This window comes from Microbispora sp. H11081 (genome assembly GCF_012999535.1).
Lineage (GTDB): Bacteria > Actinomycetota > Actinomycetes > Streptosporangiales > Streptosporangiaceae > Microbispora.
This window is the reverse complement of sequence record NZ_JABBWV010000009.1, coordinates 171499-185592: the sequence shown is the minus strand read 5'-3', so window position 1 is coordinate 185592 and position 14094 is coordinate 171499. Positions and strand designations below refer to the sequence as shown.

Sequence of the window (14094 nt, the reverse complement as noted above, 5' to 3'; positions counted from 1 at the left end):
GTCCGGCCGATACATTTCGGTGACCGCAACCGGAGGAGATCAGGGTGGAGTTCCGCGTGCTCGGCCCGGTCGTCGTGCTCGACGACGAGGGGACGCCGCTCGAGATCGGGCCGTCCCAGCAGCGGGCGGTGCTTGCGCTGTGCGTGCTGGCCGCGCCGCGTCCCGTGAGCACGGCCAGGATCGTGGACGCGCTCTGGGAGAGCGAACCCCCGCCGGGTGCGGTCAACACGGTGCAGGCGTACGTGTCCAAGCTGCGGCGCGTGCTCGAACCCGGCCGCGTGCGCAGGGCGAGGCCGTCGGTGCTGGTGAGCCGGCCAGGCGGGTACGCCATCGAGTGGCCGCAGGAGAGCATCGACCTCGGCCGCGCCCGGGCCGCCGTCGCGGCGGGCAGGCGGTCGCTGGAGACGGGCGACCACGCGGAGGCCGCGAGGTCGCTCCGCCTGGCGCTGGCGGAGTGGCGGGGCGAGTCGCTCGCGGGGTTCGAGGAGGAGCCCTGGGCGCGCGACGAGATCGCCCACCTGGCCGAGCTCCGGCTCTCCGTCACGGAGGACCTGGCGGAGGCCGAGCTCGCGCTCGGGCTCGGCCGGGCGCTGGTGCCCGAGCTGACGAGGCTGGTGGCGGCGCATCCGCTGCGCGAGCGGCTGCGCAGGCTCGGCGCGCATGCCCTCTATCAAGCAGGCCGCCAGGCGGACGCGCTCGCCCTGCTCTCCGAGGGGCGCCGCCTGCTCGTCGACGAGCTGGGCCTGGATCCCGATCCCGGTTCCCGTGAGCTGGAGCGGCGGATCCTGGCGCAGGATCGCGCGCTGACGCCCTCGCCCTCGACTCCTCGCCACCCCGCGCCGGCGGCCGCGGACCCGGAGAGGTCCGGACAGCGGGAGAGCGCGCTCGTCGGCAGGGCGGCGGAGTCGGGCGTGCTGCGCCGCGCCGTCACGGCGGACGGCGCCCGCGTCGTGCTCGTCGCGGGCGAGCCGGGCATCGGCAAGACCAGCCTGGCGGAGGACGCCGCGGCGCACGCGCCCGTGGCGGTGTTCGGCCGCTGCTGGGACGGCACGGGCGCGCCGCCGTTCTGGCCCTGGGCCCAGGCCGTACGGCAGCTCACCGGGCGGCATGGCGAGCTGGCCGAGATGCTCGGCGCGACCGGGGAGTTCGCGTTGTACGACGCCTTCGCCCGGCTCGTCGTGGAGCACGCCGCCGTGCACGGCAGGGTGCTCGTCGTCCTCGACGACCTCCAGTGGGCCGACGCCTCGTCCCTGCGGCTGCTGGAGTTCCTCGCCACGACGCGGGCGTGCCAGGAGCTGACCGTGATCGCGACGTACCGCGACACGGAGGTCGGCGGCCCGCTGGCCCGTACGCTCGCCACACTCGTACGGCTCCCGCACGTCGAGCGGATCACGCTGGACGGCCTGGGCGAGGACGCCATCGCCGAGTATCTGCGGCGGGCGGGCGCGGACGTCACGAGGGCGGCCGAGGTGGCGGGCCGGACCGGCGGGAACCCCTTCTTCCTCGGCGAGCTCGTCCACCTGGACGGCGGCGAGGTCCCTGGCGCGGTCGCCGACGTGCTGCGCGGCAGGATGGCGGCGATGCCGCCCGGAGCGTCGGGAGTGTTGTCGGCGGCGGCGCTGCTGGGCCGCGACGCCCCGCTCGACGTGCTGCTCGACGTGGTGCGGGACGTGGCGCAGGTGCCGCGTGACGAGGTGCTCGACGTGCTCGACGCGGCCGTCAGGGCGCGCCTGCTCACCGAGCACGACCTCGTCTACCGGTTCGCCCACGACATCGTCCGCGACGTGCTGCGCGAAGGCCTCGCCCCGCTGCGCAGGCGCCGCCTGCACGCCGGCATCGCGGCCGCGCTGGAACGGCGCGGCACGCACCTGGCCGAACTGGCGCACCACTACCGCGAGGGCCTGGTCATCTCCGGCATGGCGGCCAAGGCGATCGAGTACGCCCGGCAGGCGGCCGCCCACGCCATGGCCCAGTTCGCCTACGAGGACGCGGTCGAGCACCTGCGGCACGCCGTCGCCCTCACCGCCCAGCTTCCCGTGCCGGACCAGGAGTTGCGCTGCGACCTGCTGCTCGCTCTCGCCGAGGCGCAGTCGGCGGCGGGGATGAGCACGCAGGTCCACGCCACGCTCGACGAGGCGGCGGAGACGGCCGACGCGCTGGGGGACGACGACCGGCTTGCCCGCGCCGCGCTCGGGTTCTCCGATCCGCTGTCGTGGGCCATGTACGAGGAATGGGTCGCCGGCGGGGCGCTGACCGGGCGCGTCGAGCGGGCGCTGCGGAGCCAGGGGGAGGGCTCGCCGTGGCGGTCCCAGCTCCTGGCGGCCTTCGCCATCACGGGGTCGTTCACCCGCCCGGTCGAGGAGAGCGTCGCGCTGGCGGCCGAGGCCGTACGGGAGGCCCGCGCGCGGGGCGACGACGTGCCGCTGCTGCGGGCGCTGAGCGCGTACGAGATCCTCTCGCGGGGCGTCGAGGGCCAGGCCGGGCGGATGGCCGCCATCGAGGAGATGATCGAGGTGGCCCGCCGTACGGGCGACCTGGTGGCGGAATGGCTGGCCCGGGAGGCCGAGCACGTCGAGCTGGTCAAACAGGGCGAGCTGGAGCGGGCGGCCCGGCTGCTTACGTGGCTGTCGGACACCGCCCGAGGGATCAGGCAGCCCGCCCTGCTCAGCCTCGCCGCCTGGCTGTCGGCGATCGACGCCCATCTGCGCGGTGACACCGGCCGCGCCCTGGCGGAGGCGGAGGAGTCGGTCCGGCTCCACCCGGAGGGCGCGCTCGGCCGTGACCACGCCGAGAGCCGCGCCGCCGTCTTCCGCTGCCTGGCGGCGCGGGCGAGGGGCGACGCGGCGGCGGCGCTGGCGGTGGCGGAGGAGGCACTGGCGGGGCGGCCCGGCCAGCCCGCATGGCTGGTGCTGCGCTGTGCCGTCCTGCTCGACCTCGGCAGGAGGGAGGAGGCGGCCGAGGAGCTCGCCGGGCTGGCCGGTGACGGCTTCGCCGGCTCGCGGGGCGACCTCGCCTACCGGTTCGTCCCCGACCTGCTGAGCGAGGCGTGCCTGGCGCTGCGCGACACGGCCGCGGCGCCGGTGCTGCACGACCTGCTCCTGCCGCAACTGCTCCCTCACCGGGGCCGCCTGCTCGGCTGGTCGGTGGCCGACCTGTGCCTGGCCCGCCTGGCGCTCGTCCGCGACGACAGCGACGCCGCTCGCGACCATCTGCGCGACGCGCTCGCCCTCGTGCGCGGCTCAGGGGCCGCCCTGTTCGAGAAGCCGATCCTGGCCCTGCTCGACCGCGCCACGGGATGATCTTCCTATGACGGATGTGGTCTTCTTCGACCTGGACGGCACCCTGGTCGATCACCGAGCGGCGGTCATGGAGGCGGCCCGCGTGGCTCGCGCGGGCTGGTCAGCCGAGCTTGAGCAGCAGTTCGGTGAGCTCGGCCGGCATGGTGATCATGCAGTCGTGGCCCGTCTCCAGTTCCCACACCTGTGACGGGCTGCCGTTCGGCTGCATCGCCGGGACGGGCCGCCGCTCAATGCCCTCCGGTACGCCGGCGACGCAGTGGATGTGCGTTCGCGCGATCGTACGCACGGCCGGGTTGTCCAGCCGGACCGGTTGCCGGAAGCAGAGCACCGGCTGATCCGACAACATCGTCCGCAACCACGCCACGTCCTCCGGGTCGGTGACCCCGAACAGGCCCAGGGGCGGCGGCAGCTCAGGCATCGGCGGGATCCGCCAGGCGGCCTCGGACTCCGCGGCGCGGTCGAGGAGGGCCTGGGTCATGGGTTGCACATCGAGCGCGCTCTCGCCGTCCTCCGGGACCATCGCGTCGAGATAGACCAGATGGGCGATCCGATCCGGGATCCGGTTGGCGGCGGACGAGATGACCAGCCCGGCGTAGCTGTGGCCCACCAGGATCACGTCGGCGAGGTCCTCCTCGGTGATCAGCCTGACGATGTCGTCGACGTGCGTGTCCAGGCCTACCTCGGGGCCGAGCAGATGCGCCTTGTCGCCGTAGCCGGTCAGCGACGGAGCGACCACCCGATGCCCGGCCGATGCCAGCAACGGGACCACCCGCTCCCAGCATTGCCCGCTGTGCCAGGCCCCGTGTACGAGCAGAAATGTCGACATGGTGTCGCTCCTTGTTCGCCGTGTTCGTCCCGGAAGTGAGGTTTCCGCTCACCCGCTGGCGGAGCCAGAGCCCTCGCGATCCTGGGGGTGACAGGACCAGGCACGCACGAAAGTGCGCGAATTACAGTGAGGACATGAGCGACGAATCCAACCTTCTGGGCGATTACGTACGCGCCCGCCGGGAGCTCGTCACTCCTGAACAGGCCGGCATCCCCTCCGTGGGCATACGGCGCGTACCGGGCCTGCGCCGGGAGGAGGTCGCGATGCTCGCCGGCATCAGCGCCGACTACTACCTGCGCCTGGAACAGGGCCGCGACCGCAACCCCTCCGCGCAGGTCCTCGAGTCCCTCGCCCGCGTGCTGCTCCTCGACGACGACGCGACGGCCTACCTGCTACGCCTGGGGGCGGGGAAACCCCGGCGGCCACGGCGGCGGCCCCGGAGGGAAACCGTCCCTCCCGGCGTCGCCAAGCTCGTCGTCACGCTTCCGTTCCCCGCGTACGTGGAGGGCCGCTACTTCGACGTCCTGGCCGCCAACGCGCTGGCGACCGCTCTGTCGCCCCGACTGGTGGCAGGAGGCAACCGCCTGCGGGACGTGTTCCTCGACCCGGCCGAGCAGGCCCTCTACCCCGACTGGGAGGACGCCGCGCAGGGCATGGTCGCCGGCTTCCGCGAGTCCGTCGGCACCGACACGGACGACCCCCGAGTCATCGAACTCGTCGGCGAACTCTCCCTCGCCAGTCCTCTCTTCAGCAGGCTCTGGGCCCGTCACGACGTGAACACATGCGAAGGCACACCCAAGCGCATCGACCATCCCCAGGTCGGTGGCCTGTGGCTGAACCGGGAGAGACTGGGCGTCAGCGGCGCGACAGGTCAGACGCTCGTCCTCCTCCACCCGGACCCCGGCACCGACAGCGCCGACAAGCTGGCGCTCCTCGCGTGCATCGTTGGGACCTGACCCCGCTGAGGTGGGACAGGTCCGCCGAGCCAGCCGCCGGCGATGTCGGCGTCGACCCGGGCTGCCGGGCCGCCGCGATGTAGTTCTCCTGATATCCAGCCGTTGCGCAGGAAGGCGAAGGGCAGCCCGCTCGCGCGGATGTACTCCTCGGGATCGGCCGGATCGTCCAGGCCGCGCCGAACGCGACGGCTCCACCCGGCGAACTGGTGGCGCTTTGGTGGACGCTGGAGGGTCGGCACATGCGGGAGTACCTGGATGGCCGGTGCTCCTTCGCCGAGCAACGCCGCCGCAGGCTCCGTTCCTTCCTGCCGATGCTCGGCGAGCCGGTTCCCGAGAGCCCCGGCCTCCTGGACGCCTGGTTCGCCGAGCGCTACCTCACGGCGTTCGAGGAGTCCTGGCGGAGCTATCCCGATGTCCGGCCATGCCTGGAGGCCCTGAAGCGGCTTCCTCGGGCACCGCGTCTGGCCGTACTCACGAACGGGGACCCCGAGCAGCAGCGCGCCAAGCTCGCCCGCTTCGGCCTCCTCGAATACTTCGAAGCCGTCCTGACCCCGACAGAGCTCGGCGAGGCCAAGCCCGACCCCGTCGCGTTCGCCGGCGCCTGCCGGCGGATGCGGACGGACCCCGCACGGGCGGTCAACGTGGGCGACATGCTGGAAAGCGACGCGAAGGCGGCCACCCTCGCCGGGCTCACCGGCATCTGGCTGGACCGCGGCATCGACTTCGTCACCGGCGGGCCACCGCCGGCGGCGGACGAGGCGGTGCTCCGCATCGAACGGCTCACCGACCTCCCCGGCCGGCTCTCACGCGCGAACGCCTGACCGGCACTGCCGCCGCACGCCCCGCGGCGCCACGAGGCGACGGGCAAGCCCGCGCCAAGTTCGGAACAAGACCGGCCACGGAGCCTGTAGGCATGGACACACAGCTGACGGGTCCCTGGCGGATCGCGCCCGACGTGGTGCTCGTCCCGGTGATAGAGCAGGCCGGGGCGGGATACGCCCACACCAACTCGATGGTCATCACCGCCCGCGAACCGGTGATCGTGGACACCGGCGCGGCCGGGCACAGGGAGCGCTGGACCGAGGACGTCTTCTCGGTCGTGGAACCGCGCGACGTGCGGTGGATCTTCCTGAGCCATGACGACCCCGACCACGCGGGCAACCTGGAGATCGCCCTGGAGATGTGCCCGGCCGCGACCCTGGTCACCGGCGCGCCTGTGCGCTCCGGCCCGGCACGCGGGTTCGCGCCGCCACCGGGCCGCACGCGCCGGATCGCCGAAGACGAGTGGTTCGACGCGGGTGACCGGCGGCTGACCGCGGTGCGGCCCCCGCTCTACGACGCGCCTGCGACCCACGGCCTGTACGACGACCGCAGCGGCGTCTACTGGGCGGCCGACTGCTTCGGCGCCCAAGTGCCGGTGGCGGCGGCGGACGCCGGGGACGTCCCGATGGAGGACTACCTGGACGCCGTGCGCGGGTTCTGCGCCGGGCTCAGCCCCTGGCACCGCTGGCTCGATCCGCGGCTCTTCGGCCGGCACGTCGACCGGCTCGCGGCCATGGAGATCATCGCCATCGCGTCGGCGCACGGGCCCACCGCGACCGGGGACCGCGTCGCCCGGGTGATCGGCGCCGTACGCGGCCTGGCCGGGGCGTCCGGTCCCCTGCAGGGTGGTTGCGAAGCGTGACGGACGGAGGACCGCGCGGCACCCGGGGGCGGCGAGTCGGTCCAGGTCACCGGTGCTTTGCTCACCGATGGCCGGTTCAGCCTGTTGCCATACACGCAGTTAACGTGGCGGGACTGTCGAAGCCTTTTGCGGGCAGGCACGATGTCTTGTGAACGACATTCAGCATCACGATCTCTCGTACGGGGTTCCGGGAACGGGCCGGACCGTGAGCGAGCGCGACCATAGAGCCGGTGGGCTCCGGGGTCTCCCCGGCGTGGCCGCCGAGCCGGAGGGCGAGGAGGTCCAGTGAGGGAGATCTGGCCGGGGGATTCCTATCCGCTCGGAGCGACGTACGACGGCGCGGGCACCAACTTCGCGCTCTTCTCCGAGGTGGCAGAGCGGGTCGAGCTGTGCCTGTTCGACGACGAGGGCAACGAGGAACGCGTCCCGCTGAGCGAGGTGGACGGCTTCGTCTGGCACTGCTACCTGCCCGGCGTGGGGCCGGGCCAGCGGTACGGCTACCGCGTCCACGGGCCGTACTCACCCGCCGACGGGCTGCGCTGCAACCCCAACAAGCTGCTGCTGGACCCGTACGCCAAGGCACTGGAAGGCTCGATGCAGTGGGACCAGGCGGTGTACGGCTACCGCTTCGGCGAGCCCGACAGCCGGGACGACAGCGACTCGGCGCCGTACATGCCGCGGTCGGTCGTGGTCAACCCCTTCTTCGGGTGGGGGCACGACCGGCCGCCGGCCACGCCGTACCACGACACCGTGATCTACGAGGCCCACGTGCGCGGGCTGACGATCAGCCATCCGAAGATCCCCGAGCGGATCAGGGGCACGTACGCCGCCCTGGGACACCCGGAGATCATCGACCACCTGACCTCGCTCGGGGTCACGGCGATCGAGCTCATGCCCGTGCACCAGTTCGTGACCGACCACATCCTGGAGAAGCGGGGGCTGTCGAACTACTGGGGCTACAACACGATCGGCTTCTTCGCGCCGCACAACGCGTACTCCAGCTCCGGGCAGCGCGGCGGTCAGGTGCTGGAGTTCAAGGCGATGGTGAAGGCCCTGCACGAGGCGGGCATCGAGGTCATCCTCGACGTCGTCTACAACCACACGGCGGAGGGCAACCACCTCGGCCCGACCCTGTCCATGCGGGGCATCGACAACGCGAACTACTACCGCCTGGTCGAGGACGACCGGCGCTACTACATGGACACCACAGGCACCGGCAACAGCCTGCTGATGCGCAGCCCGCACGCGCTCCAGCTGATCATGGACTCGCTGCGCTACTGGGTGCGCGACATGCACGTGGACGGCTTCCGCTTCGACCTCGCGGCCTCACTCGCCCGCGAGCTGCACGAGGTCGACCGGCTGAGCGCGTTCTTCGACCTCGTCCAGCAGGACCCGGTGCTGTCGCAGGTGAAGCTCATCGCCGAGCCGTGGGACGTCGGCCCCGGCGGCTACCAGGTCGGCAACTTCCCGGCCCGCTGGACCGAGTGGAACGGCCGCTACCGCGACACGATCCGCGATCTGTGGCGGGGCGAGCAGGCCGCGCTGCCGGAGTTCGCCAGCCGCCTGACCGGGTCGAGCGACCTCTACCAGGACGACAGCCGCCGTCCCGCCGCGTCGATCAACTTCGTCACCTGCCACGACGGCTTCACCCTGCAGGACCTGGTGTCGTACAACGACAAGCACAACGAGGACAACGGCGAGGACAACCGCGACGGCGCCGACGACAACCGCTCCTGGAACTGCGGGGTCGAGGGCCCGGCGACCGGCCCGGTCGCGCGGCTGCGTGACCGGCAGAAGCGCAACTTCCTGGCCACGCTGTTCCTCTCGCAGGGCGTGCCGATGCTGTCGCACGGCGACGAGATCGGGCGCACCCAGCTGGGCAACAACAACTCCTACTGCCAGGACAACGAGATCAGCTGGGTCGACTGGGGCGCGATCCTCGACGCCGGGGCGGGGGACGACGCGGGCGCGCGGGAGAAGCGCCAACTGCTCGACTTCACCCGGCGCCTGGCCAGGCTGCGCCGCGACCACCCGGTCTTCCGCCGCCGCCGCTTCTTCTACGGCAGGCCCGTACGCGGTTCCCACGACGAGCTGAGCGACATCGCCTGGCTCACGCCGTCGGGCACGGAGATGGCCGACGCCGACTGGACGAACGGCTACGCCAAGGCGCTGGCGGTGTTCCTGAACGGCGACGCCATCACCGAGCCCGACCGGCGCGGCAGGCGGATCGTGGACGACTCGTTCCTGCTGCTGTTCAACGCCCACCACGAGGTCATCAAGTTCACCATCCCCGACGACTACGGCGAGCTGTGGGCGACCGAGCTGGACACGGCGATGCCGGTGCTCAGCGAGTCGCGTGTGTGCCGGGCCGGGGAGGCCGTGCCCGTGAGCGGCCGGTCGGTGCGGGTGCTGCGCCGCGTCTGACCCGCCCGCGCCGGGCTGAGTGCGGATGCCGCGCCGCGTCCGAGCGGGTTGCGTGCGGGGGCGTCGCCGCCCTCGCACGCAGCCCGGCAATGGTCCTGACCAGCACCGATGCGGCAATAGAGTGCCCATCGGGTGTTAGCGCGCGCCCCGCCGGGCAAGAGGGGTTCCAGTCCGGCGCTCCGGTCGGCCGCCGTGGTGGTGGCAGGGGCGCGCACTGACATGCACTATGAACACGACCTCGGGGAACGCGTCGCGAAAGGCGGTTCGGTGACCTCTACCTACCGGGTGCAGCTGACTCCCGACTTCGGATTCGCCCAGGCCGCGAGCCTCGTCGGATACCTCCGCGAGCTGGGGGTCGGCCACCTCTACCTGTCGCCGATCCTCCAGGCCTGCCCGGACTCCCAGCACGGGTACGACGTGACCGACCACGGCCGCGTACGCGAGGAGTTCGGCGGGGAGGCGGGCCTGCAGGCGCTGGCGGCCGAGGGCATGCCGCTGGTGTCCGACATCGTGCCCAACCACATGACGGTGCCGGTGCCGGAGTCGGACAACGCGCAGCTCTGGGCGGCGCTGCGGGACGGCCCGGGGTCGCCGGCCTCCCGGTGGTTCGACTTCCAGTGGCCGGTGACCCTGCCGCTGCTCGGCGACGACGCCGGCCAGGCGCTCCGGGTGGACGACGGCGTCGGCGGCAGGGTGCTGCGTTACCACGACCACGCGTTCCCGATCAGGCCGGGCACCGAGCACCTGCCGCTGCCGGAACTGCTGGAGGCCCAGCACTACCGGCTGGCCCACTGGCGGGAGAGCCCCGGCTACCGGCGGTTCTTCGACGTGTCGTCGCTGATGGGCCTGCGCGTGGAGGACCCCGAGGTGTTCGAGGCCACCCACTCCGTCACCTTCCGCCTCATCGAGGAGGGGCTCGTCCACGGCCTGCGCGTCGACCACCCGGACGGCCTGGCCGACCCCCGCGGCTACCTGCGGCGGCTGCGCCCGCACGTGCCGGGCCCTCTGTGGGTGGAGAAGATCCTGATCGACGGCGAGCGGCTGCCCGCCGACTGGCCGTGCGACGGCACGACTGGCTACGACGCGCTCAACATGATCACCCGGCTGTTCGTCGACCCGGCGGGCCGCGACGCGCTGGTCGAGACGTTCGGACGCCACACCGGCGTGCGCGACGACTACGAGACCGTGCGCCACGACGCGAAGAAGCACGTCATCGACCTGTTCTTCACCGGCGAGGCCGACCGCCTGACCGACGACCTCGGCGATCCCGGGCTGCGCGAGGCCGTCGTTGAACTGCTGGCCGCGATGCCCGTCTACCGGGCGTACGTGAACCCGGGCGAGCAGCCGTCCGCCGCCTCCGTGGCGATCGTCCAGGAGGCGGCCGCGCTTGCGGCCACCAGGACCGACCCCGACGCGGTGGCCAAGGCCGCCAACCTCGTCCTGTACGGCCCGCCGGAGGCGGTGACCCGCTTCCAGCAGACCTGCGGGCCGGTCATGGCCAAGGGCGTCGAGGACACCGCGCTCTACCGGTGGTATCCGCTGGCCTGCCTCAACGAGGTGGGCGGGGAGCCCGACAGGTTCGGAGTTCCCGCGGCCGAGTTCCACGCGTTCTGCGCCGGGCTGCCGCCGCGGACGATGACCACGCTGTCCACCCACGACACCAAGCGGTCGGAGGACGTGCGCGCCCGCCTCGCGGTGCTGTCGGAGATGCCGGAGGAGTGGACGATGGCCGTCGACTCCTGGGCCGCGGCGGTGTCGTTCGACCCCAAGCTCGACTACCTCGCCTGGCAGTCGCTGATGGCGGCCTGGCCGATCTCGCTCGACCGTTTCACCGGCTACCTGCTCAAGGCCGCGCGCGAGGCCAAGACGGCGATCTCCTGGCTAGACCGCGACCCGGCGTACGAGGACGGGATCAGGGACTTCGCCCGGCGGGCCATGGACGCCTGCGGCTACTCGGTCGCCGCGTTCACCGAGGTCGTGGACCGGTACGCCCGGGTCAACTCGCTGGGGCAGAAGGCCGTCCAGCTCCTCATGCCGGGCATTCCGGACGTCTACCAGGGCAACGAGATCACCGACTTCTCCCTGGTCGACCCGGACAACCGGCGGCCGGTCGACTTCGAGCGGCGGCGACGGCTGCTGGCGGAACCCGACGACAGCTGGGACGGCCAGAAGATCCGGGTCACCGCCGCCGCGCTCGGCCTGCGGCACCGGCTCGACCCCGAGGCGCCGTACGCGCCGGTCGAGGCGGGGGACCACGCGGTGGCCTTCATGAGGGGGGTTCCCGGGCGGGGGACCGCCGCCGTCGTGGTCGCGACCCGGCTGCCGGTCGGGCTGGAGCGCCGGGGCGGCTGGGGGAGTGAGACGATCACGCTGCCGCCGGGGCGATGGCGCGACCTGCTCGGCGGCGCCGAGCACGCGGGCGAGGTGCGGATGGCCGACCTGCTGTCGGCGTATCCGGTCGCGATTCTCGAAGCCTGATCAGTGGGGGGAGACGACGCATGTTCGAGGTCTGGGCGCCCGCGGCGGAGCGGATCGAGGTCGAGTACGGCGGTTCCCGGCACGCGATGACGCGGGGTGAGGGCGGCTGGTGGACCGCCCCAGGAGACGAGCACGACCTCGACTACGCCTTCCACGTGGACGGCGACGGGCCGTTCCCCGACCCGAGGACGCGGCGGCAGCCGTACGGGGTGAGCGGCCCGAGCCGGGTCTACCACCACGACAGGTTCGCCTGGACCGACCAGGGCTGGCGCGGCCGTGACCTGCGTGGCGCGGTGATCTACGAACTGCACGTCGGCACGTTCTCGCCCGAGGGCACTTTCGGGGGGGTGGCGGACCGGCTCGGCCACCTGGTGGACCTCGGCGTCGACTTCGTCGAGATCATGCCGGTGGCGCCCGTGCCGGGTAAGCGCAACTGGGGCTACGACGGCGTGGACCTCTACGCCGTCTTCGAGGAGTACGGCGGGCCGGACGGGCTGAAGAGCCTGGTGGACGCCTGCCACCGGGCCGGTCTCGGCGTGATCCTCGACGTCGTCTACAACCACCTCGGTCCTTCGGGCAACTATCTGGCCAGGTTCGGGCCGTACTTCCACGACGCCAAGGGGTCCTACTGGGGCGACGCGGTCAACCTCGACGGGGCCGGCTCGGACGAGGTGCGGCGCTACTTCGTCGAGAACGCCCTGCAGTGGCTGCGCGACTACCACGTCGACGGGCTCAGGCTCGACGCCGTGCACGCCCTGCACGACAAGCGAGCCGTCCACCTCCTCGAGGAGCTGTCCGCCGAGGTCGACGCGCTGTCCACCGCCGTCGGGCGGCCGCTCACGCTCGTCGCCGAGTCCGACCTCAACGACCCCCGAATGGTCACCCCGCGTGAGGCCGGCGGCCTCGGCATGCACGCGAGCTGGAACGACGACGTCCACCACGCCATCCACGCGAACGTCACGGGGGAGAGCAACGCCTACTACGGCGACTTCGCGACGCTGTCGTCGCTGGCCAAGGTGCTGACCGCGGGCTACTTCCACGACGGCGGCTACTCGTCGTTCCGGGGCCGCTCCCACGGCAGGCCGGCGACCGGGATCCCCGGTCACCGCTTCGTCTGCTGCGTGCAGAACCACGACCAGATCGGCAACCGGCCCGAGGGCGACCGCATGCGGCCCGAGCAGCTCCGTCTCGCCTCCGGGCTGCTGCTGACCTCGCCGTTCACGCCCATGCTGTTCATGGGCGAGGAGTGGGGGGCGACCACGCCGTTCTACTTCTTCACCGACCACTTCGAGCCACACCTCGCCGAGGGCGAGGGCGAACGGCGCAGGAAGGAGTTCGAGGGCTTCGGCTACGACTGGAACGCCCCCGAACCGGGTGACGAGGACACCTTCCTGCGCTCCAAGCTCGACTGGCAGGAGTTGTCGAAGGACGAGCACGCCTCGCTGCTGGGCTGGTACCGCGACCTGATCGCGCTCCGCAGGTCACACCCCGACCTCACCGATCCCCGTCTGGACCGGGTGCGGGTCGAGGTGGACGAGGACCGGCGCGTCGTGGTCGTCGAGCGCGGCTCGCTGCGGGTCGCGGCCAACTTCGCCGGCGGCCCGGCCGCCGTACGGCTGGCCGCGTCACGCGTCCTGCTGGCCTCCGACGAGTCGGCCCGCCTTTCCGGCGGCGTGCTCGACCTGCCCGGCCGCTCCCTGGCCATCGCGGAGGCCTGAGGCCCCTGATACAGGGCCGAAGCGCACTTCCCTGCGCCTAAGCCGGGAGCAGGGCGAGCGCGGGTACATGGACGGGGCGGATCACTGAGAAGTCGCGGATGTCGGTGGTCATCACTTCGGTGACCCGCATCCGCTCCGCCACGGCCACTACCGAGGCGTCGGCAGCGCCTAATGGAAGATCGTGGTAGCGCTCGATGAGGACTGCGATTCGTGAGAGGTCGGACTCGCTCAGATCGATCAGCTGAAACCAGCCGGACTCGAGTAGCCGGAGGAAGGCCGCTTCTGCTCTTGCGCCACCAAGCTTGCCGAGCATGTAGCAGCTCTCACCGGCGACGAAGCTGGGGACGAGCAGTGGCCGGTTGGCTTTTCTGATCCGGATGAACTCCTGTATGCAGCGTTCATGATTCTTGTCGTCCTGAAAAGTAGCGGCCACGATCGGGCCGGTGTCGACGACGATCACGCCTCGCGACCGTAGCCCTCGGCGAGGATCTCTTCCACCTGTTCGGATGCGTCGCTCCTGCCGGCGCGGAAGGCGCCGAAGAGTGCGGGGAGACCATCAGGGCCGAGTTCCGGCTTCTCCGTGCGTGAGTGGACCAGCTGGAGGAGCCGCGCACGCTCCTCACGCACCTGATCCGGCCGGAGCTGATCGACCAGCCGGTGAAGATCTTCGTACTCTTCCAGCGGCGCTGTCATGTCTCCGAGTGTACGT

At 71.9% G+C, this 14094-nt stretch carries 10 protein-coding genes; 7 read left to right on the top strand and 3 right to left on the bottom strand.

Annotated features, from left to right (window positions below):
• The first annotated feature begins 44 nt into the window (after positions 1-44).
• Positions 45-3299 (top strand): BTAD domain-containing putative transcriptional regulator, encoded by a 3255-nt coding sequence (locus HHX31_RS35245; RefSeq protein ID WP_169950351.1) that lies wholly within the window; start codon positions 45-47, stop codon positions 3297-3299.
• A 100-nt stretch (positions 3300-3399) separates the two neighbouring features.
• Here HHX31_RS35245 and HHX31_RS22735 read toward each other — a convergent pair whose 3' ends face one another.
• Positions 3400-4125: an alpha/beta fold hydrolase gene (locus tag HHX31_RS22735; RefSeq protein ID WP_169950350.1), complete on the bottom strand. Its 726-nt coding sequence runs from the start codon at positions 4123-4125 to the stop codon at positions 3400-3402.
• 134 nt (positions 4126-4259) lie between these two features.
• Here HHX31_RS22735 and HHX31_RS22730 point away from each other — a divergent pair, with 134 nt between their 5' ends.
• From HHX31_RS22730 to treZ, 6 genes are all read left to right on the top strand, one after another.
• A complete protein-coding gene (locus HHX31_RS22730) occupies positions 4260-5081 on the top strand; it encodes a helix-turn-helix domain-containing protein (protein WP_169950349.1) in 822 nt (273 codons plus the stop codon).
• A 239-nt stretch (positions 5082-5320) separates the two neighbouring features.
• A complete protein-coding gene (locus HHX31_RS22725) occupies positions 5321-5902 on the top strand; it encodes an HAD family hydrolase (protein WP_396711480.1) in 582 nt (193 codons plus the stop codon).
• A 92-nt stretch (positions 5903-5994) separates the two neighbouring features.
• Complete coding sequence (locus HHX31_RS22720; RefSeq protein ID WP_169950348.1) at positions 5995-6765, top strand: MBL fold metallo-hydrolase; 771 nt, start codon at positions 5995-5997, stop codon at positions 6763-6765.
• 285 nt (positions 6766-7050) lie between these two features.
• A complete protein-coding gene (gene glgX / locus HHX31_RS22715; RefSeq protein ID WP_169950347.1) occupies positions 7051-9189 on the top strand; it encodes a glycogen debranching protein GlgX in 2139 nt (712 codons plus the stop codon).
• Positions 9190-9456: 267 nt separating this feature from the next.
• The gene (treY, locus tag HHX31_RS22710; RefSeq protein WP_311932172.1) at positions 9457-11667 is read left to right on the top strand and encodes a malto-oligosyltrehalose synthase; all 2211 of its coding nucleotides are present in this window, start codon (positions 9457-9459) and stop codon (positions 11665-11667) included.
• Between the two features lie 20 nt (positions 11668-11687).
• The gene (gene treZ / locus HHX31_RS22705) at positions 11688-13385 is read left to right on the top strand and encodes a malto-oligosyltrehalose trehalohydrolase (RefSeq protein WP_169950345.1); all 1698 of its coding nucleotides are present in this window, start codon (positions 11688-11690) and stop codon (positions 13383-13385) included.
• Between the two features lie 37 nt (positions 13386-13422).
• Here treZ and HHX31_RS22700 read toward each other — a convergent pair whose 3' ends face one another.
• Both HHX31_RS22700 and HHX31_RS22695 read right to left on the bottom strand, forming a co-directional pair.
• Positions 13423-13845, bottom strand: a complete 423-nt coding sequence (locus tag HHX31_RS22700; RefSeq protein ID WP_169950344.1) for a PIN domain-containing protein — start codon at positions 13843-13845, stop codon at positions 13423-13425.
• A complete protein-coding gene (locus HHX31_RS22695; protein ID WP_169950343.1) occupies positions 13842-14078 on the bottom strand; it encodes a hypothetical protein in 237 nt (78 codons plus the stop codon). The genes HHX31_RS22700 and HHX31_RS22695 overlap by 4 nt, the downstream gene beginning before the upstream one ends.
• Positions 14079-14094 lie beyond the last annotated feature (16 nt).